General features: G+C 65.7%; 14 protein-coding genes. 9 read left to right on the top strand and 5 right to left on the bottom strand.

Features of this window, described 5'->3' with window-relative positions; all coding sequences use genetic code 11:
• The first annotated feature begins 172 nt into the window (after positions 1-172).
• Both AU175_RS10360 and AU175_RS10355 read left to right on the top strand, forming a co-directional pair.
• Positions 173-1,708, top strand: coding sequence for a DUF5060 domain-containing protein (locus AU175_RS10360; RefSeq protein ID WP_066288286.1), 1,536 nt, complete (start codon positions 173-175; stop codon positions 1,706-1,708).
• An 11-nt stretch (positions 1,709-1,719) separates the two neighbouring features.
• On the top strand, positions 1,720-4,680 hold the full coding sequence (locus AU175_RS10355) for a glycoside hydrolase family 2 TIM barrel-domain containing protein (protein WP_156642271.1): 2,961 nt from the start codon (positions 1,720-1,722) through the stop codon (positions 4,678-4,680).
• A gap of 33 nt (positions 4,681-4,713) precedes the next feature.
• Here AU175_RS10355 and AU175_RS10350 read toward each other — a convergent pair whose 3' ends face one another.
• The 3 genes from AU175_RS10350 to AU175_RS10340 are packed head-to-tail and all read right to left on the bottom strand — an operon-like array spanning position 4,714 to position 9,318.
• The gene (locus tag AU175_RS10350; RefSeq protein ID WP_066288280.1) at positions 4,714-6,015 is read right to left on the bottom strand and encodes a four-carbon acid sugar kinase family protein; all 1,302 of its coding nucleotides are present in this window, start codon (positions 6,013-6,015) and stop codon (positions 4,714-4,716) included.
• Positions 6,008-7,324, bottom strand: coding sequence for a RuBisCO large subunit C-terminal-like domain-containing protein (locus AU175_RS10345; RefSeq protein WP_082979101.1), 1,317 nt, complete (start codon positions 7,322-7,324; stop codon positions 6,008-6,010). The genes AU175_RS10350 and AU175_RS10345 overlap by 8 nt, the downstream gene beginning before the upstream one ends.
• Positions 7,325-7,329: 5 nt before the next feature.
• Positions 7,330-9,318 carry a glycoside hydrolase family 127 protein gene (locus AU175_RS10340; protein ID WP_066288278.1) on the bottom strand — a complete coding sequence of 663 codons (1,989 nt, stop codon included), beginning with the start codon at positions 9,316-9,318 and terminating at the stop codon, positions 7,330-7,332.
• A 207-nt stretch (positions 9,319-9,525) separates the two neighbouring features.
• On the opposite strand from AU175_RS10340, the gene AU175_RS10335 reads away from it, so the two are divergent.
• From AU175_RS10335 to AU175_RS10320, 4 genes are all read left to right on the top strand, one after another.
• Positions 9,526-10,860, top strand: coding sequence for an ABC transporter substrate-binding protein (locus tag AU175_RS10335; protein ID WP_066290918.1), 1,335 nt, complete (start codon positions 9,526-9,528; stop codon positions 10,858-10,860).
• Between the two features lie 63 nt (positions 10,861-10,923).
• On the top strand, positions 10,924-11,805 hold the full coding sequence (locus tag AU175_RS10330) for a carbohydrate ABC transporter permease (RefSeq protein ID WP_066288275.1): 882 nt from the start codon (positions 10,924-10,926) through the stop codon (positions 11,803-11,805).
• A gap of 1 nt (position 11,806) precedes the next feature.
• Positions 11,807-12,718 carry a carbohydrate ABC transporter permease gene (locus AU175_RS10325; RefSeq protein WP_066288273.1) on the top strand — a complete coding sequence of 304 codons (912 nt, stop codon included), beginning with the start codon at positions 11,807-11,809 and terminating at the stop codon, positions 12,716-12,718.
• An 8-nt stretch (positions 12,719-12,726) separates the two neighbouring features.
• The gene (locus AU175_RS10320; protein ID WP_066288270.1) at positions 12,727-13,398 is read left to right on the top strand and encodes an aspartate/glutamate racemase family protein; all 672 of its coding nucleotides are present in this window, start codon (positions 12,727-12,729) and stop codon (positions 13,396-13,398) included.
• Here the strand turns inward: AU175_RS10320 and AU175_RS10315 are convergent.
• Positions 13,388-14,407, bottom strand: coding sequence for a sugar-binding transcriptional regulator (locus AU175_RS10315; protein ID WP_231938521.1), 1,020 nt, complete (start codon positions 14,405-14,407; stop codon positions 13,388-13,390). The two genes, AU175_RS10320 and AU175_RS10315, sit on opposite strands and share 11 nt — an antisense overlap.
• 121 nt (positions 14,408-14,528) lie before the next feature.
• Here AU175_RS10315 and AU175_RS10310 point away from each other — a divergent pair, with 121 nt between their 5' ends.
• The 3 genes from AU175_RS10310 (at position 14,529) to AU175_RS10300 (ending at position 18,772) form a co-directional block, all read left to right on the top strand.
• Positions 14,529-17,441: an FAD-binding and (Fe-S)-binding domain-containing protein gene (locus AU175_RS10310; RefSeq protein ID WP_231938520.1), complete on the top strand. Its 2,913-nt coding sequence runs from the start codon at positions 14,529-14,531 to the stop codon at positions 17,439-17,441.
• A 40-nt stretch (positions 17,442-17,481) separates the two neighbouring features.
• The gene (locus AU175_RS10305; RefSeq protein ID WP_066288265.1) at positions 17,482-18,354 is read left to right on the top strand and encodes an NAD-dependent epimerase/dehydratase family protein; all 873 of its coding nucleotides are present in this window, start codon (positions 17,482-17,484) and stop codon (positions 18,352-18,354) included.
• 79 nt (positions 18,355-18,433) lie between these two features.
• Positions 18,434-18,772, top strand: coding sequence for a hypothetical protein (locus AU175_RS10300; RefSeq protein ID WP_066288259.1), 339 nt, complete (start codon positions 18,434-18,436; stop codon positions 18,770-18,772).
• A gap of 131 nt (positions 18,773-18,903) precedes the next feature.
• Here the strand turns inward: AU175_RS10300 and AU175_RS10295 are convergent, their stop codons facing one another.
• Positions 18,904-19,608, bottom strand: a complete 705-nt coding sequence (locus AU175_RS10295) for a DUF2306 domain-containing protein (protein WP_066288254.1) — start codon at positions 19,606-19,608, stop codon at positions 18,904-18,906.
• Positions 19,609-19,610 lie beyond the last annotated feature (2 nt).

Here is a 19,610-nt window from a genome sequence, read left to right as displayed (position 1 = left end):
ACCTGGGGCGCGGGGAATGCCCGGGTGTCCTGCTCATCATTCCGCAGTTCTTGACACGTTTCAAGGCTTTCCGTATCAGCCCCTTGTTTCGAGCTAAAAAGTGTTGATACGGTTCAATAGCCGACCTTCCCGCATTCTGGAGCGCACCGCACGCACTTGAGAGGACCACTCCATGACGCACCCCTGCTACGCGGTGCTCGAGGTAGTACTGACCGGGCCGGACGAACCCCTTCCCGCGGATCGTGTGCCGTTCTGGGCAGTCTTTGAGCACGAGTCCGGAGACGTCAAGAGGGTCCCGGGATTCTGGGACGGCGATGACCGTTACCTGGCGCGTTTCGCGCCCGAAGATGAAGGCCGCTGGAGGTGGACCACAACCTCGGAGACCGCCGGGCTGGCGGGAGTGACCGGCGAGGTCAACGTTGCCGGGGCCGAGCCGGCGGAGCACGGGCCGGTCCGGGTGGCCGGCACTTTCCATTTCGCCCACGCAGACGGCACTCCGTTCCGGCCGGTCGGGGCAACGGTGTACAACTGGCTGCACCAGCCCGGAGAAAGATTCGCGGCGACGGTGGACTCACTGACTGAGGCGGGTTTCAACAAGCTGCGCTTTATGGTCTTCCCTCAGGCGGGCGGCTATGTGGAGCATTTTCCCGAGCTGCTGCCCTTTGAACGCGGGGCCGATGGGCGCTACGACGTGACCCGCCCGGTGGTGACGTTCTTCCGGCGGCTCGATGCCGCCGTCGTCCTTCTGCAATCCCGTGGGATCCAGGCTGATGTGCTCATCTACAACGCCTATGACAATGGCCGCTTCGGCCTCGACGGACTGTCCGAAACCGAGGATGCCGTATACCTGCGCTACCTCGTTGCCCGGCTCTCCGCCTACTCCAACGTGTGGTGGTCCCTCTGCAACGAGTTCGACATCCTGGACCGCTCCACGGCGCGGTGGGATGCGGCCGGCGAATTGCTCGCCGCCGCCGATCCGCACGACCACCTGCGGTCCATCCATAACTGGGTGCGTCTCTACGACTACAACCAGCAGTGGGTCACGCACGCCTCCCTCCAGCTAGGACAGGCCACCGAGGACTTCGGCCGCGCCTCGCTGTTCCGCGACGCCTACCGTAAACCGGTGGTCCTGGACGAGATCAAGTACGAAGGCGACGTGCCCGAGCGGTGGGGACGCCTCACGGGCCGGGAACTGGTGCACCAGTTCTGGATCGCCACCGTGTCAGGATGCTACGCCTCGCACGGCGAGAGCTTTGTGCTCGACGACGGGACCCTCCACATCGTTGCGGGCGGGCTTTTGAAGGGGGAAAGTCCGGAACGGCTTGGTTTCCTTCGGAGGTTGCTGGACGACGTGGTCGGCAACGGCCTGGACCCGATCGACAACTGGTGGGACGCCTCGTTCGTGGCCGGTATTCCACGGCAGGTGTACTTCCAGTACCTCGGCCGGTCCGCCCCCGCCTCATGGACGTTCCGGCTGCCCACTGCGGGCATGGGAATCCCGCTGGAGGTTGGCGACCGCTTCGAGGTGGACGTGATCGACACGTGGAACATGACAATCAAGCCGGTGGGCCGGTCCTTCGAGCTGACTGACGTCCGGCGCAATGACGCCTTCGCCGGCGGCGCCGGCCCGGTCCAGCTGCCTGAAGGGGAAGCCCTCACGTTGCGCATCCGCCGGCTGCCGCAACCCGCCGAGACCGACGCAGGCTGAACAGGACGCAGATGCGCCAATATTGGGAAGACCATGCCCCCGGAGCCGGCCGCCGCGAGCCCCGTGCGGATGCAATCAGCGACGCACGCCGGCTCAGCCTCAATGGAAACTGGCAGTTCCTGCTTTCGCCCACCGCGGCGGGCGCCGGCGCGGAATTCACCAAGGCAGGTTTTGACGATACGGGCTGGGACACCATCCGGGTCCCGTCCCACTGGGTCCTTGAGCCCGTGACCCCGCTGGCCGGCGGACCCGCGCGGTCGCTGCTCGGGACCGACGAGGGCCCGCTGTACACCAACACTGCGCTGCCCATGCCGCTGGATCCGCCCCGGGTTCCCACCGAAAACCCCACCGGCGACTACCGGCTGGTCTTTGACGTGCCCGAGGACTGGGGCCCGGCCGTGCTTCGGTTCCAGGGGGTGGACTCCTGCGCGAAGGCCTGGCTGAACGGGCAGGAGCTGGGCTTTTCGACCGGAAGCCGGTTGCCCTTCGAATTCGATGCCCCGGTGCTTCCGGGTGAGAACGTGCTCGCCGTGCGAGTGCACCGCTGGTCGTCGGGAACCTACCTCGAGGACCAGGATATGTGGTGGCTGCCCGGCATCTTCCGCGATGTCGAGCTCCTCGAACGGCCTGCAGGCTCGATCGACGACTTCTTCGTCCACGCCGGCTTCGACCACCGTACCGGGCAGGGCACCCTCCGCGTCGACGCTTCAACCACGGCCCGCGTGGAGGTCCCGGAGCTTGGAATCAGCATGGCCGCGGGCGAAACCGCCACCGTTCCCGTTCAGCCATGGAGTGCCGAATCACCCCGGCTCTACCGGGGCTCGCTCACGTCGGCAGGCGAGACGGTTGAGCTGAGGATAGGTTTCCGCACGGTTGAGATCGCCGACGGCGTGCTCCGCGCCAACGGCAGGCCTGTGTTCTTCCGCGGTGTGAACCGCCACGAACACCACCCCGACACGGGAAGGACCCTCGACCGGGAGACAATGGTCCGGGACATCGTGATGATGAAACAGCACAACATCAACGCGGTGCGCACCAGCCACTATCCGCCGCACCCCGATTTCATCCGGCTTTGCGACGAATATGGCCTCTGGGTGGTGGAGGAATCCGACCTTGAAACCCACGGCTTTATCTACGCCGGGTGGGAGGGCAACCCGCCTGCGGACCCGCGCTGGCTGGCCGCCATGCTCGACCGTACCCGCCGTATGGTGGAGCGGGACAAGAACAGCCCCAGCGTCGTGGCCTGGTCCCTCGCAAACGAGAGCTGGGTTGGCGGGAACTTCGACGCCGTCGGGGCCTGGATCCGGGACCGTGATCCGTCGCGTCCCCTCCACTACGAGCGGGACCCCAGCTACCGCAACTCGGACTTCGCATCCCTGATGTACCCATCGCTGGAACTGCTGGGGCAGATAGGCCGGCGTGAGGATCCCCGGCCTGCAGGAATTAACGACGACGACGACGCGCGCCGCCGCTCCCTGCCGTTCCTGCTGTGCGAGTACGCCCATGCAATGGGCAACGGCCCGGGCTCACTGGCGGACTACCACCGCATCCTGAAGGCACACGACAGGTTCTGCGGCGGCTTTGTGTGGGAGTGGATCGACCACGGCTTCCGGCACCGGGATTCCGCTGGGCACGAGTTCATCATGCACGGTTCGGATGTTGACTACCGCCCGAACGGTGGCCGCTACTGCCTGGACGGACTCGTTTTTTCGGACCGGACGCCGTCGCCCGGCCTGGCCGAGCTGAAGAAGGTGGTCCAGCCTGTTGAGATTTCCGTGGGTGAGAGGATCGGGATCCGCAACGACCACGACGTAATCGGGCTCGACCACCTCACTTTTACGTGGCGCCTTGAACTGGATGGTGTCCAGCGGGCCGCGGGCGTCCTGGACGTCCCGGGGGTTGCCGCCGGCGAGGTCGTCGCCGTGGAGTGTCCGGTGGCCCCGGGCGATGAATCCGGCGAGTGGTGGCTCACGGTCGAGGCGGCGCTGAAGGGCAACACGGCGTGGGCTCCGGCCGGGCACGTTGTTGCGTGGTCCCAGGGCCTGTTGGCTCTCCGCCCCCAGCCGCGTTCCCGAGAGCAGGTGCGTTCCAGGGGCCAGGCGTCTCGCCCGACGTCGACCGGGCAGCCCGTGTTGGCCGGCGGAGAGCTGCGGCTCGGGAAAGCGGTGTTCGACGCGGTGTCCGGGAGGCTGACCCGCCTCGGACGCCTGGAGCTCGACGGCCCGCTGCTCGACGTGTACCGCGCCCCCACCGAGAATGACCGCGGGCAGGGCGGCAACAACAACCTCGCGGCCGTGTGGACCGCCGTCGGACTGGACCGGATGCAGCACCGGACAGACCGTGTGGAAGCAGACGGCGAACGCTTCCGCGTGGCCGGCCGCTGCGCAGCAGCGACACACCCGCATGCGATCGAGTACGTGTTCGACTGGACCGCCGACAGCGAGGGACTCCGGCTGGACGTGTCGGTGGATTTCACCGGACCCTGGGCGGACACGCCGTATCAGCACCGGGACATCGTCCTGCCGCGGCTGGGACTCCGGCTAGGCCTTCCGGGTGCCTGCCGGGAGGTGCGGTGGTTCGGACGGGGACCGGGGGAGTCGTACACCGACTCGCGGGAGGCCGCCGTCGTCGGGATCCATGCCTCGGACATTGACGCCCTGCAGGTTGGGTATCCGGTGCCCCAGGAAAACGGCAACCACGTGGAAACCCGCTGGCTGGAGGTCTCAGGAGCCGGGCTGCCCACCCTGCGGGTTGAGGGTGATCCGCATTTCGAGTTCACGGCCCGGCGGTGGACCAGTGAAACCTTGGAGCGGGCCCGGCATCCCCACGACCTCGTGGATTCCGGCCGGGTGTGGCTAAACGTGGACCGTGCACAGCTCGGGCTGGGGTCGGCGGCGTGCGGTCCACCCCTGCCCGGACAGTACCGGATACCCCGCGAAGCGACGACGTGGAGTGTGCGCTTCCAGGCCTAGCGGGACTGCAGCCGTTCCACCCCTCGGCCTGGCTCAGGCGAGGGGTGCGACGCGTTGCCTCGCCTGGAGCGTGCGGATCAACTCAAAGAGGTCCACCGGACCCACCTGGCCGCCTTTCAGCAGCATTTCGACGCCGTCGAGCCAGGCATTGGGGGACGCAACCCTGCACAGGACCACGTTCCCCACCGGGTTTGCGGCGATTGACAGGGAACGGGCGCCGAGCTGCCTGAGGACGTGGCTGGAGGTGTCCCCGCCGCAAACGATCACCCGGCTGTTGCTGCCCTCGCGGAGGGCCGCTTCGATGACCGCCGACAGGCGGGCGGAAAGCGTCTCCACCAAGCTCCCGCCGTCGCTCGCTTCGGCGGCGTCACCGGTAGTCACCACTACGCTCCGGCCGGCCGCGACCTCAGCGATAACGCGGTCCACCAGCGGGCCGTCGTCGTGTGCGGCCAGTGCGAGGACAGTCCATCCTTGGCGGCGGGCGTCCTCGGTCTGCCGCGATGTCTGTGGCGACTGGGAGCCCGAGACGGCAAGGACAGGCCCGTCGTCGCTCAACTCATCGACGGTGCCGGGCTGGGAGGTGCCTCCGCCGGAGAAGGCCGCCGCGAGGCCACGGCTGAACCCGCCGGAGCCGATCACGAACTGCGGTGCGTTCGATGGGAAGTTGGCCACTACGGCGTGGGAGACAAGTTCAATGTGCTCGTCGGTCAGTGCGTCGAGGACTGTTGCGGCGTCGGTCCGCAGTGCCAGCTTGCGGGCGATGTCCGGCCCATCCGAATATTCGGTGAGGTGCAGGCTGCCGATGGGAAGGCTGGTCTGGAGCGAGAGGTGCCGCGCGAGGTCGGATTCGCGCATTGGCGTGATCGGATGCCGGGACATCGTCGGTTGGCGGTCGAGGCGGTACACCTGGCTCTCCTCCGCGGCGAAGTGGTGGCCGAAGGCGGTGTAGCGGCCGAAGTCGGGCTGGGCGAAGAGGGCGGGCACCGTGGCCGGGCCGAATACCTCCCTGGCGATCTCGATGACCCGGCCGAGGCTTCCGACGGTTGGCGACGAGTCAGCCGTTGAGCAGGCCTTGTATTGCACAATCTGCGGCCGGAGCGCGCTGAGCGCCTCAAGCACGGGCCGTACTTCGGACTCGATCCGGCCTGTCGGCAGGGACCGTGCAACGCCGGCCACGCCGACGGCGTCCATTTCCCGGGCGGATGCCTGCAGTTCAGTGGGGTCGGGGAGCCCCAGGAAAAGACGGCTGGTCCATCCGGCCCGCCTGAGTTGCAGGAGGACATCCACGCTGCCGGTGAAATCGTCACCGTAAAAGGCGAGTCGCAGGTCAGTCACGCGGCGCTCCGAACGTCTCGACGGCCCGGCGGAATTCGCCTGAAGCGGCGAGGGCTGCCTCTTTCCCTTCACCGCGCCCGGCGGAATCCCACGCGGCACGCATACTCTTCACCCCCGCGGCCGGCCCGTCTGGGTGGCCGTGGATTCCGCCGCCCGCGAGAACCAGGAGGTCGTCCGTGCCGGTGGCCGCATAGGTCGCGTGGGCGAGGCCCGCCCACTGTCCGGACGATAGCACAGGCACCGTCGGGGTCTGCCCCAGAAGGGGTTCCCGCACAGCCGCGATGGAGTCGAGCACTTCGGCGTCGCTCTCGTAGAACTTATTGCTGATGCCGTTGGTATGGAGATGGTCCACGCCCGAGAGCCGGGCCAGCTTCTGCCAGGCACGGAACGAGAACCCCAGCTGGTCAGAACGGCTGATGGCCCCAAACATTGCCCGGTGCCCGTGGATGGGTACAGAAGCGTGCCGGCGCAGGAATTCCACACCCGCCAGGCCCACCATATTGATGCAGGCCATCACGCAGGTGCCGCCGGCCCCGACCACAAGGTCGTGGTTGGCTTCAAGGCGGCCGATGTCATCGGTGATGTTGAAGGCATACATCGGCATCACGCCTGTGCGGTCCGCGTGGCGCTGCAGTACGGGCATGACTGCCCGCACCCGCTCGGCCAGGGGCGCCGAGGGTCCGTTGCCCTGCAGTTCGTCATCCTTCATGAAGTCGACGCCGGCACTGGCCAGTTCTGCGACCACCTCGGCAAGCTCTCCGGGGCTAAGGCCGATGCTGGGCTTAATGATCGTCCCCAGCATGGCGCCGGAGGGGCGGGACATCAGCCGGCGCGTTCCCTCAACACCAAAGGCCGGTCCGGGATAGCGATCCGCGAAGGCCTTGGGAAGGTCAAGGTCCACCAGCTTGATCGCGGCGAGTTCCTTGATCTCGAACAGGTTGCCGGCGACGGCGGCCTGCAGGTTTGGCAGGGACGGGCCGAAGTTGGACAGCGGGAACCGGAGCCGCACCCGGGCACGACGGCGTTTGGCCGGATCCCCGACGGCCCCGGGCAGCGGGGAGGAACCATTCAGCGGGAGCTCCTTAAGGTCCACAACCTGGGCGGCGAACCTGGCCCGCAGGTCGTCGGACTCCCGCGCCACCCTGATGAATGTGCCGGTGGATTGCTCACCGGCCAGCACCTCGGCCGCATGCTGGAGATCGAGGGACGTCTCGATGTGATAGGTGGCAACAACGTGCTGCGGCGTGGCTTCTTCCCGGTCTTGGGCGGAGGGATCTGCAGCAAGGCCTGGGGTAACTGTCGAGGTCATTTCCGTCACCAGGCCAGCGGGAGCCAGACGGACATTTCGGATTCCCCGCGGTTGCCCCAGGTGAAGTAAGGAATCAGCCGCACGGGCGCGGTCACCAGTTCGGCGTCCTCCACTTCAGAATAGAGTCCATGGCTTTCAGCGGGTGGCAGGACCACCGCTTCGCACTCAAGGGCCACGATCCGGCGGCCGTCGATGTCAGTCTCGACCGGAGTGAAGTTGGTACCGCGGCGCAGCGCGACCTGCTCCAGCCGGATTCCTTCCGGCAGGTCCTGGCTTTCCAGGCAGTACACAACCGGACCGCGGGTCACAGCAACCTGGTTGGAGATTTCCTCTGCGAGGCGATGCCCCCGGACCATTTTGACGGGCATCGGCAATGCCACTGAGATCCGGTCGCCTTCCTGCCACTGGCGGTCGACCGTTGCGTACGTTCCGGGCGGACTGGCTGGCGCCGGGTCCCCGTTGACCGTGATGGACGCACCTTCGCTCCAGCCGGGGATCCGCAGTTTCAGCGGGATGCCGCCGTCCGTGACGGAAGTGACGGTGAAGTCGATGTGCTCTCCCCACGGCTGCTCGGAGACTTCCCGAAGTCCGATGCCGCGGCCATCAAGGTCCACCTGGACGTCAGCGTTGCCGTAGAGGTGAACCCACAGCCCCTCCGCGGAAGTGGACATGGTTCGTTCGTGGAACTGCGCCAGGGTCCGGGCGATATTCGGCGGGCAGCAAAAGCAGCTCAGGTACTCCGCCCGAAGGCGCGCGTCGGACGCGGGCGGTTCCGGGACCGGCCGAAGGGCGGTTTCGCCGGGCATCCGTAGGGGGAACGGCAGCTCGCGGACCTGCCGCAGCGGATTGGTGTAGAAGTAGCGGGAGCCGTCGAGGCTGATGCTCGCCAGCAGGCTGTTGTAGGCGATGCGCTCGATCACGTCGGCATATGCGGCGGTGCCGGTGAGCGCCAGCATCCGCTCACTCCAAAAGATCATGCCGATGTTCGCGCAGGACTCGTTGTGCGCAGTGGTGTTCGGCAGCTGGAAGGGGCGTCCGTAGGCCTGGTGCACGCGGCTGATTTCGCCCTGCCACGGGTAGCCGTCCGGTGATGCACCGTCGTACAGCGCCCCGCAGCCGCCGGTGATGTAGAGCTTGGTGTCGACGACGTCCCTCCAGAGGCGTTCGAGCACTTCAGTAAGCTCCGGGTCACCCGTCTCAGCAACGAGGTCCGCCAGCCCGGCATACAAATAGTTGGCGCGGACTGCGTGGCCGGCCACTGCTTTCTGCTCGCGTACCGGAACACGGTCCTGGTTGTCGTCGCCGCCCTCGAAGCCGTCCCGGACAGCGACGAAGGACTCCGCCAGCCGAAGGTAGCGTTCATTGCCCGTGGCGCGGTAGAGGTCGATGACAGCCATGTAGTGCGAAGGGCAGATCGCACTGCGTGCGAGCTGGTCCGTGTGGTTAATGGACAGGTTCTCAAGGAATCCCGCGGCGCGCTCGGCGGCGTCCAGCAGGACCGTTCCGCCTGTCACCCGGTGGTGGCGGACGCCGGCAGTAATGAGGTGGCCGAGGTTGTACGTCTCGAAGTTGAAGCGGTCGGCGAGGGCCTGGACCTGCTCGTCGTTGCGTTCGGCGATGCGCGTTGGCGTGTGGAGATATCCGTCGCCGCGTTGAACGGACGCGATCTTCGACGCGATCTCATTGATGCTTGCTTCGAGGGCCGGGTCCGGCGAGGTCTCCAGGAGGCTGATGGCCGCCTCGAGCCACTTGTAGAGGTCGCCGTCGAGGAACGGCGGGCCTTCGTGCTGGCCCTCGGCGTTGCCGGCAGCGATGAGGAAATTCTGCCAGCCCGGGCTTACCGCCGGGTCGCTGAGTGAGCGCCACATTCCCGGTACTGTCACAGTCCGCGTGCGCTCAAGCACATCGCCCCAGAAGCCGCCGGTCCAAACGACATTAGCTGCGTCGAGCGCGGTCAGGGGCGCATGCTGCCGCTTCGCTGTACTGCTTTTCATGGTGTCGTCCTCGTTGTCGATTCCCTCGTCAGGCTGCTGCCCGGACCCAATACTGACTATTCTCTCAAACTCGAATGAATATTCACAATAGGGGATTAATGTGATACGCTCAACACGAACGAGGGCTGAATAATCTCTCACTCCTGATTGAAAACGCATCGATCAGAGGTTCGCTGTCACCGAATGGCAGCCGTCAAGGAGGACGTCATGAAAGCTATCCGCAGTCGTCGAGTCATGGTGGCAACGGCCGTCGCGCTCGCACTTACTCCGCTGTCCGCCTGTGGTGGCGGAGCACCACAGGACGCCGGCAGCACGGCTGGGGGCGCGGGCACCGGCACTGATCCCAGCAGTTTCACCATATTGACAGCGAACGAGAACAAGGCCCTCCCGGCCACCCTCGATGCACTGGCCAAGGGTGCCTGCTCGGCTGAGAACGCGGCACTCCCCATCGAGCACCAGAAAGTGGCACAGGCCGACGTCGTACAGAAGGTAACCCTGCTGGCTGGCCAGGGCGCGCTGCCCGCACATTTCATCGCGGGCACCGCGATGGTCCGCCCGGATGGTGACCTCGGCAAGGGCGACCTTGTGCTGGATTACAAGGAGGCCCTGGAGAAGCTGGGCGCAGCAGATCAGCTTCTGCCTGCGGCTGCCGCCACAGTGGAGAACGTCTACGGCGGCATGGTTTCCCTCCCTTACCAGTACAACGTCGAGGGAATCTGGTACAACAAGCAGATCTTCGCTGACAACGGCATCGAGGAGCCCAAGACCTGGGATGACCTGAAGGAAGCCAACGCCAAGCTCTCCCAGGCCGGCATCATGCCGATGACGCAGGCCGGTGCCGCCGGCTGGCCACTCACCCGGCTGATGGGCATGTACATCTTCCGCAATGTAGGGCCGGATGCGATGAAGGACGTCAGGGACGGCAAGGCCAAGCTGACCGATCCCAAGTATGTGGCAGGCGCAAAGGCCCTGGCCGATCTTGCTTCCTCCGGCTCCCTGGGCGAGGGCTTCTCGACCCGCGACGCCGACACGTCCGCGAACCTCTTCCTCACCGGCAAGGCAGCCATGACGTACGACGGCAGCTGGTTGCTGAGCTCCATCAACGACCCCAAACGGAACACTATTCGTGACACCAACATCGGCTTTATGCCCTTCCCGGCAGTGGAGGGCGGTTCCGGCAGCATTGACCAGTACGCGGCCAACGCGGGTGCAGTGATGGCCATGTCACCCAAGCAGTTTGGGCCCAAGGTCGGCGACTGGCTGAAGTGCATCTCCGAAAACTACGGTGCGCAGGCGCTGAAGGATTCCGGGACCATCTCGGGGTTCAAGGTCAACGAGGACGTCAAGGAACTCCCGGTCATGACCTCCCAGATCCAGGAAAAGATCACCGAACTCAAGGACCCCGTGCTCTGGTTCGAAGCCCTCCTGGACCCGAAGAGCAATTCGCTGGCCTCAACCAACGTCTCCCTGCTCACCACCGGCCAGATGTCTGCCGAGGACTACATGGGCGCCCTTCAGAAGAGCGTTGACGCTGCTCGGTGATTCGGCGGGGCCCGGCCATCCTGCAAGGGTGGCCGGGCCTTCTGCCGGCGAAAGGTATGAACTATGAACTCGGTGTTCGGAGACCGCAAGACGATTATCATCCTCTTGGCTCCTGCCCTCCTGCTGTATACCCTGCTGAAGATAGGCCCAGTGGCCTGGTCCCTCGGCCTCTCCTTCTTTGAGGGGAACACCCTTCGCGGCTTCGAGTTCGTTGGAGTCGATAACTTCACCAAGTTCTTCACGGACGATGCGGCCCTGCAGTCCCTGGGGGTCAGCGTCTTTTTTGCGATCGTCGCCACTGCAGGCCAGATCCTGCTGGGGTACCTGCTGGCCCTCCTCTACGTCTTCGTCCTGCGCAAAGGTTCATCACTGCTCCGCACGATCGTCTTTTTCCCGGCGATCCTGCCAACGGTCGCCGTCGCCCTGCTTTTCCGCAGCTTTGTCGCCGTGGGAGACAACCAGGGACCTGTCAACGACCTCATCAACCTCTTTGGCGGGGAAAGCGTCGAGTTCCTTGCCACCACGTCCGGCACCATGGCCACCGCATTGGCCATGACACTGTGGGGTTCCATGGGGTTTTACGCGATCCTGCTCTACGCAGGGCTTCTTGACATCCCCGACGAGATCCTCGAGTCGGCGAAGCTGGACGGAGCGAATGGCCTCAAGCTGGTGCGGCATATCGTGGTGCCGCTCTCGCTGCCCATTCTTCTGTCCTCAATCATCTTCAGCCTCAATGCGACCCTGAAGGTCTTCGACAGCCTGCTTGCACTCAATAACGGCGGTCCGGGTACTTCGACAGCGCCGCTGACCCTCTACATGTACCGGACAGCATTCGAGTATGCGGAGTATGGCTATGGCAGCACCATCGCCCTGGTCCTGACGCTCCTGTGCCTTGTCTTCACCCTCGCGATTTTCCGATCGTCCCAACGCAAGGCGGAGGACTGAGATGACCGTCCAGCCACAGGTTGAAAATCCTTCCGTCACGGTGCTGGAGCGTTCCGAGCAGCCGCTGCGCAACCGCCGCCGCGCCCGGCGCGCCCTGAAGCGCCTTCCCGTGTGGACCATCGTCACCATCGTGGTGGTGGTGGTGCTCTATCCGCAGGTCTGGATGATCCTTGGTTCGTTTAAGACCCAGTCCGAGTTCCTGTCCAACCCGGCATTGTCGCTTCCGGAGAACTGGATCTTCGACAACTACACCACCGCCCTGAACAACGGCAACGTGTCGCGGAACTACCTCAACAGCATCCTGGTCACCCTTCCATCGGTAGCCCTGATTGTGCTGATTGGCGTGGCGGCAGGGTATGCCCTGGAAGTGCTGGTCTGGAGGGGCCGGAAAGGCACGCTCCTCTACATCCTTGCGGGCATCATGGTGCCGGGCCAGATGATCCTGGTGCCGCTGTTCACGGTGTACTTCCGCGCGGGTCTGACAGACTCGCTCTGGCCGCTCATCATCACCTATACGGTGATGGGCCTGCCGCTGACCACCTTCCTGATGGCCGCCTATTTCCGGTCCATCCCGCGCGAGATTTTCGAGGCCGCCACTGTCGACGGTTCGAGCCCGCTGCGCTCCTTCTTTGTGATCGGCCTGCCGATGATGCGCAACTCGATCCTGACCATCGGCCTGGTCCAGTTCTTCAGCGTGTGGAATGACCTGCTCATCGCACTGACCTTCACCACCAGGCCGGATCTTGCCACCATCCAGGTGGGGCTCCTGAGCCTCAGCGATCAGTATGGCTCGACCCAGTACGGACCGCTTTTTGCTGCCGTGAGCATCAACATTGTGGTGTTGTTGATCGTGTTTGTTTTCCTCAACAAGAAGATCATGGCCGGCATGGCCGCCGGTTCAGTGAAGGGATAGGCGAGCAAATGAGTGAGACCCCCAGGATTGCCCTGCTGCACACGGGCGCGGTGGTGATCGGTCCCGTGATGGAACTGGTGAAGCGGGAACTGCCCGGCGTTACGGCCATCAACTACCTGGACGACCGGATTGTGGCCGACCTCGGTGATCCTGAGGCGGCCGATTCTGTGCCCCGCCGTGTTGCCGCACTTGCGAAGGCGGCCGCGGATGCCGGAGCTGAGGTCATTATGCTGACCTGCTCCTCCATTTCGGAACTCGCCGGCACCGTATCCGCGGAGGTGGGCATTCCCATCCTCCGCATCGACGAGGCCATGGCCGACGAAGCGGTGGCCACAGGTGCCAGGATCACTGTGCTGGCAACCCTCCCGACGACATGCGGGCCCACTTCCCGGCTCATTGCTGAGAGGGCGCGGATGGCCGGTCTTACCCCCACTGTCCGGAGTGTTGTTGTTGAGGGCGCCTTTGCGGCGGTGGCCTCAGGTGACCGGCCGGGCCACGACCTGAAGGTCTCAGCGGCTATCAGGGAGGCTGCAAAGGACTCAGACGTGGTGGTGCTGGCGCAGGCCTCCATGGCCAGTGCTGCCGAAGGCTGCGATGTGGCGGTACCGGTGCTGACAAGCCTGGAATCGGGGGTCAAGCGCCTGCACCAGCGGCTGGCGTCACTCCCTGCTAAGAGGTGAGCTCCCGGCTTTCGGTTCCGGCGCCGCTGGTCTCTTCTCCAACGAGGGCCACAGCGGTGTGGATGTCCGTGATGAGCACGTTGACCCATCCGCCTGCCAGGGCTCCGCGGATCGGCTCGCGCTTGCGCAGGCCGCCCGCGATGCCAATACGGCGGGGGATGGACAGGAAGTTCTCTGCCGGAATCGAGATGGTGCGTGCTGCGAGGTCTCCGGTGACGGCCGTCCCGTCCGCGGTGAAGACGTGGTGACAGATATCGCCAACGGCACCTTCCTCCAGCAACCGTTCACGGTCCTCCGGGGAGAAGGCGTTTCCGCTTTCGGCCAGCAGGTTGGACGGTTCAATGCTGCCGATGCCGACAATTGCCATGGTGAGCTCGTTCCACCGCCGAGCCACTTCGGTGAGTGCAACTTCCTGGAGGAGGCTGTCCCTGATGGCCCGGTCCGCCACCACGCCGGGGGCGGGAACGTAAACCGGTTCCGCGCCGAGCATCCGCGCAAACTCGCCCACGAGGCGCTGCGCCATGTTTTGCACTTCGGGGGTGCCGATGCCGCCGAGGAGCTGGACCACCTGGGTGGCGCCGCCAACGGTGAACGGACGCATGCGGTCCACCAGGGCGAGCAGCGTTTGGCTCCAGGAGGAAATGCCGATGCGGTCCCCTCCGCCGAGGGTGGCCTCGAGGTAGCTGCCGGCCGCCGCCCCGAGCGCAGAATGGACGGCTCGTTCGTCGTCGTCGCTCTCGATATCGACGACGACCGCTTCCAGCAGGCCGAATTTGGCCTCCAGCCGCTCCTCCAGGTCCGAGTACACACCGGGGGAGACCATCACGGTGGTCCGCACGATTCCCTGCGTGACCGCGCGCTTCAGCAGGCGGGAGACCTTGGCCTGGGAAATGTTCAGCGCAGTGGCGATGTCCGCCTGGCGGATTCCCCGCTCGTGGTACATGCGCGCCACCTTGGTCAGGAGGCGGACCTGCCCGTCAACGGGGGTGGCATTGCGGCCATTTGCCACGGCGGGCTCCGATCAGGGATGACGGTTCTGCAGGAAGGGTCCCGTGGGTCTCCAGGGCTTGAACCCTCCATGCTGGCTTAATCAAGAGTGTATCATAATTCGGAAGTGATAGATTATGCAAGTGTCGCACCTCGAGGGCTCGGCAGACCGTGCGGACGTGAAGGCCGGCGACCGCGCGCTGGCGTCCTCCCTTACGGCGGCACTCGCCCGGGCGTCTGGCGCCCCTTCGGTGGCGCCCGGTCATCGTCCGGCGGCAGGACCCCTCGTCAGCGTCGAGGTCTTTGACCGCGTTGTTGCCGGCGTCGATGCCTCCCATTTTTTGTTTACGCCGGCGGCGGTGGTGCGCGCACGGTCGCTGGAGGATGTTTCGGCCGCGTTCCGCTACGCGCATTCGCATCAACGGTCCATCACGCTCCGGTCCGGAGGAACAAGCCTCTCCGGACAGGCCTCCGGTGACGACCTGCTGATCGATGTCAGGGGCGCTTTCCGGGACATTCGCCCGGCAGCTGAGGGCAGCACCGTCGTCGTCCAGCCTGGCGCAACCATCCGGCAGGTCAACGCGAGGCTGCTGCGCCACGGCCGCAAGCTTGGGCCGGACCCTGCCAGCGAGATCGCGGCGACAGTGGGCGGCGTGGTGGCGAACAACTCCAGCGGCATGGCGTGCGGCACGGAGTTCAACTCGTACCGGACCATGCGCTCACTGACGTTCGTGCTGCCCAGCGGAACCGTGGCGGATACGTCCCTCCCAGGCGCGGATGAACGGCTGGCGGGCAGCGAACCGGCACTGCACGCCGGCCTGGCCCGACTCCGCGACGAAATCCGGGCAGATCCCGAATTGACTGCCGAGATTCTGCGCCAGTACCGCGGCAAGAACACGATGGGCTACGGACTGAACTCGTTCCTCGACTTCGACGCACCCGTGGAGATTCTCGCCCACCTCATGGTGGGCAGCGAGGGTTCGCTCGGCTTCATTGCTGAGGTTGAATTCGGCACCGTGCCTATTGCGCCGTGTGCCGCCACTGCCTTGGTGATCTTCCAGGACCTCAAGGAGGCCACACAGATCCTGCCGGTCCTGGTGGACACCGGGGCGGCCACCATAGAGCTGATGGATGCAGCGTCGCTGCGCGTGGTGCAGAACGATCCAGCCACCGCGGACATCCTTGGCCAGGTCCGCATCGTCTCCCACGCTGCGCTCCTCATCGAATACCACGGGAACGGTGTGGACGACCTTGGGCGGCGGCTCGGAGAAGCGCGGGCTGCGCTGGCAGCTGCTGGTGCCCCGTCATTTGAACCGGCCACTGATCCGAGGAAGCGAGCCCACCTGTGGCATGCCCGGAAGGGGCTGTATGCGGCAATCGCCGGAGCCCGGCGCCCAGGCACCACGGCCCTGCTGGAGGACATCGCGGTCCCGGTCCCGTTGCTCGCGCCGACCTGCGCCTCCCTGCAACGCCTGTTCGACGAGTACGGTTACCACGACGCTGTGATCTTTGGGCATGCGAAGGACGGCAACATCCACTTCCTCATCACCGAGGATTTCACGGCAGAGGGTGCGATCGCGCGTCAGCGGGCCTTCACCGAAGATCTCGTGGAGCTCGTGCTCGGGGCAGGTGGCACCCTCAAAGCAGAGCATGGCACCGGCCGCATCATGGCGCCGTTTGTCGAACGGCAGTTCGGGCGGCGGCTTTACGGCGTGATGCTGGAGGTCAAGCGGCTCTGTGATCCTGCCGGAATCCTCAACCCCGGCGTGCTGATCGGCCATGACCCGCAGCCGCACCTGGCGCACCTGAAACTGACCCCCGTCGTCGAACCCGAAGTGGACCGGTGTGTGGAGTGCGGTTACTGCGAGCCGGTGTGCCCCAGCCGGGACCTTACCATCACGCCGCGGCAGCGCATTGCTGTCCGCCGCGCACGGGCGGCCGCGAGTGCTCGAGGCGACGTGGCGCTCGACGACGAACTCGCGCGTGCGGAGACCTATAACTCGGTGGAGACCTGCGCCGTTGACGGGATGTGCCAGACCGCGTGTCCGGTGTCGATTAACACCGGCGACCTTGTCCGACGGCTCCGGGAGCAGGACGCTTCGCGGTCCACCCAGGCAGCGGGCGGCGCGGCGGCTGCGCAGTGGGCGCCAGTCACGCGGGGGGTAGCGACTGCCCTAAGCGCCGCCAGGTGGTTGCCGGCCCCCGTGGTCCGCGGGGCCAGCGACGCAGCACGGACCGTTCTCGGTACCGACGTGGTGCCCCGTTGGACCCCTGATCTTCCGGCCGGCGGCAGGCGGCGCGCCGAGGTGGCAGGGCCCCGGGCCGCGCCCGGCCCGGCCCAGGCGGTGTTCTTTGCCTCGTGTGTCGGCTCCATGTTCGGCCCCGCGAAGGGCAGCATTGGAGCAGCCGAAGCGTTCCGCCGGCTGTGCGCCCGGGCGGGCGTCGGCGTCGTAATCCCACCGGGGATTGACGCCCTGTGCTGCGGGACCCCGTGGAAGTCCAAGGGGCTGGCCGAGGGCTTTGCCGCCATGGCCGAACGGACCGTGGCCAGCCTCGTGGCCGCGTCCGACGGCGGGCGGTTGCCGATCGTGACGGACAATTCGTCCTGCACTGAAGGGCTGCTGCACGCGCTTGACGAGGTCCAGGCGTCCGGCGGACCAGGTCGGCTGCGGGTCATCGATTCCGTGGACTTCGCCGCGATGGAGCTGCTGCCGCATCTTCACGTGCAGCAACGGATGGCTTCGATGGTTCTTCACCCCACGTGCGCCGGCACCCGCCTCGGCAGCAACGACGGACTCCGCGCGCTCGCTGAGGCTGTGTCGGGAGAGGCTGTCGTCCCGGATTCCTGGGGATGCTGCGGTTTTGCCGGTGACCGGGGGATGCTGCATCCGGAACTTACGGCCTCGGCCACAAGGGCCGAGGCGGCGGAGGTGGCAGCCGGCCGCTTTGAGGCACATGCGTCCTGCAACCGCACCTGCGAAATCGGCATGAGCCGTGCCACGGGTGAGGACTACCGGCACATTCTCGAGATCCTCGAGGAACGGACCCGGCTCTAGCCACCGGGGCTCAGCCCTGAAACCGACAGAAAGGCATTACATGCGCATCGCAGTCACCGGCAGCTCGGGCAAGCTGGGACGGGCCACCGCACAGAGGCTCCGGAGGGAGGGTCATGAGGTCGCCGGCTTCGACCTCACGGGTGTTGCCGGCGAAGGATTCACCAGAGTGGATCTGGCCGACTACGGCCAGACACTGGACAGCATGATGGGCGTAACAGCCCGCCACCAGGGACTGGATGCGGTGGTGCACCTCGCGGCCATCCCGGTGAACGGGCTTGTTCCCGACGCGGCAACTTTCCAGAACAACATGACTGTCAGCTTCAACGTGGTTCACGCAGCCATCCGGGCAGGCATCCGCAGGATCGTGACCGCCTCAAGCATCACGGCCATGGGATTCCCTTTCGACGAGCCGCCTGCCGCGCTGCCCATCGATGAGTCCACCACCGCAGCCAACAACACCTACGCCCTGGCCAAGGTTGCGGAGGAGGCAATGTGGGCGCAGCTCGTCCGCTGGGAACCGGATATGAGCATCAGCTCGCTCCGCTTCACGAATGTGGTGGCTCCGGGGGAGTACGGAACCTTCGCCAAGGCAGCGGATCCCGCGTATCGCCGTGACCTTCTGTTCAGCTACGTCGATTCACGGGACGGGGCGGCTGCCGTTGCGCTCGCGCTGGAGCATGCTGTGCCCGGTTTCGAAATATACGACGTCGCGGCCTCGGACACGGGAAGCGCAGTCCCCACCGCCGAGCTCGCCGCACTCCACTTTCCAGGGGTTCCGGTTCGCCCGGGGCTGGGCGAGTTTGAAACGCTGGTGTCCATCGACAAGGCCCGCAGCCGGCTCGGATTCGAACCCGCGCACCTGTGGCGGGACGAATATGACGGGCACCGGGGTGAGGTTGGCAGCTCCTATTGAGCGTCATGCACTCAGCCTGCGGACCGTGTCGCGGCCGGATCTGCTTACAATCGATGTTCAGCCACCTACCAAGGGAATCATGAAGAAACTCACCACGGCCGTGCTCGCCGCTGCGCTCCTCGTCTCTGCTTCCGCTTGTGCCGCACCGACGCAGCTGACCACCGAGCAAACCTGCGAACGAATCAGGATCGTTGGTTCGGATGCGAGTGCCAACGTCGGCAAGACCGGAATGATCATCCTCGGCAACCGTCTGCGTCCGATCCTGGCGGGCGCATCGGATGACCTCAAGCCCTCCGTGCAGGCGATTCTCGACTACACGGACGAGTCCGCGAAGGAAAACCCGGACGCCGAAAAGCTCGCCGGGATGCAAGAGGATTACCAGAAGGCCGGGGCCACTTTCACCCAGCTCTGCCAGTAACCGGGCCGCCCCTCCACCCCCATCCGGGAGTTTTTGTCCAGATACGGCGAGTTTAGGGCCCTCGAAGTCGCCGTAACTGGACAAAAACTCGCAGACGACGGCGGGGAAGACAGAGAGCGCGGGCGTCACCGTCACGCTGATGGAAGCGAAGCCTTCGCGGGCCGCGTGGGCGGCCGCCCGCGCGTCGGCGTCTGTGCCCTGCGCTGGATGACGTATTCGGCCACGGCCAGGTTGATCACCCAGGCCAGCCCCATGAGCAGTGCCCGGACCAGTTCGCTGGGTGGACCTATAAGAAGGATCCATGGCGCGATGACCAGCGCCTGGGTGCCGGCCGCCACTCCGATCGCGTAAGCGCGCGTCATCCACACGCTGTGCCGGACGAAGTCCCTCCGGCGGATCGCCAGGACGCCCATCACTATGCTCACCAGCATGGCGGAGCCGAAGAGGAGCCGCAGCGGAACATCCGTATCGCCGTCGGGGAGCGGATAGAAGGCCGACATCCACAGACCCGAAAGGGCGGTCAGCAGTCCGGCGGGAATCAGGATGAGTCCGGCCGTGCGGTGCCAGCCCCGCCTGCCCCGCAGGGCCGGAACGAACTGGAAGGCGCCCAGCAGGCTGTAGACCGTCACGCTGATGATGTGGACCACCACCGGAACGGGCGAGGCGAAAAACCTGGCGTTCTGCGGTGTGATGGCGGCGCCACCGGTCAACTCCGTCAGCCGGGCGGCGCCGGCGATCACCGGGACGAGGCTGAGGAGGATCAGTCCGGCAGGCACCGGCCACTGGGCCCGGCGCCTGAGGGCCGGTTCCGCTGGCCACACTGGTGAGGTTGTCATTT

This window comes from Arthrobacter sp. B6 (assembly GCF_001663775.1).
Taxonomy (GTDB): domain Bacteria; phylum Actinomycetota; class Actinomycetes; order Actinomycetales; family Micrococcaceae; genus Arthrobacter.
This window is presented reverse-complemented; position numbering and strand designations above follow the sequence as displayed.

Coding starts and splice junctions, on each gene's coding strand:
- AU175_RS10360 (WP_066288286.1), top strand. CDS start 173: ATGACGCACCCCTGCTACGCGGTGCTCGAGGTAGTACTGACCGGGCCG.
- AU175_RS10355 (WP_156642271.1), top strand. CDS start 1,720: ATGCGCCAATATTGGGAAGACCATGCCCCCGGAGCCGGCCGCCGCGAG.
- AU175_RS10345 (WP_082979101.1), bottom strand. CDS start 7,324: ATGACCTCGACAGTTACCCCAGGCCTTGCTGCAGATCCCTCCGCCCAA.
- AU175_RS10340 (WP_066288278.1), bottom strand. CDS start 9,318: ATGAAAAGCAGTACAGCGAAGCGGCAGCATGCGCCCCTGACCGCGCTC.
- AU175_RS10335 (WP_066290918.1), top strand. CDS start 9,526: ATGAAAGCTATCCGCAGTCGTCGAGTCATGGTGGCAACGGCCGTCGCG.
- AU175_RS10330 (WP_066288275.1), top strand. CDS start 10,924: ATGAACTCGGTGTTCGGAGACCGCAAGACGATTATCATCCTCTTGGCT.
- AU175_RS10325 (WP_066288273.1), top strand. CDS start 11,807: ATGACCGTCCAGCCACAGGTTGAAAATCCTTCCGTCACGGTGCTGGAG.
- AU175_RS10320 (WP_066288270.1), top strand. CDS start 12,727: ATGAGTGAGACCCCCAGGATTGCCCTGCTGCACACGGGCGCGGTGGTG.
- AU175_RS10305 (WP_066288265.1), top strand. CDS start 17,482: ATGCGCATCGCAGTCACCGGCAGCTCGGGCAAGCTGGGACGGGCCACC.
- AU175_RS10300 (WP_066288259.1), top strand. CDS start 18,434: ATGAAGAAACTCACCACGGCCGTGCTCGCCGCTGCGCTCCTCGTCTCT.
- AU175_RS10295 (WP_066288254.1), bottom strand. CDS start 19,608: ATGACAACCTCACCAGTGTGGCCAGCGGAACCGGCCCTCAGGCGCCGG.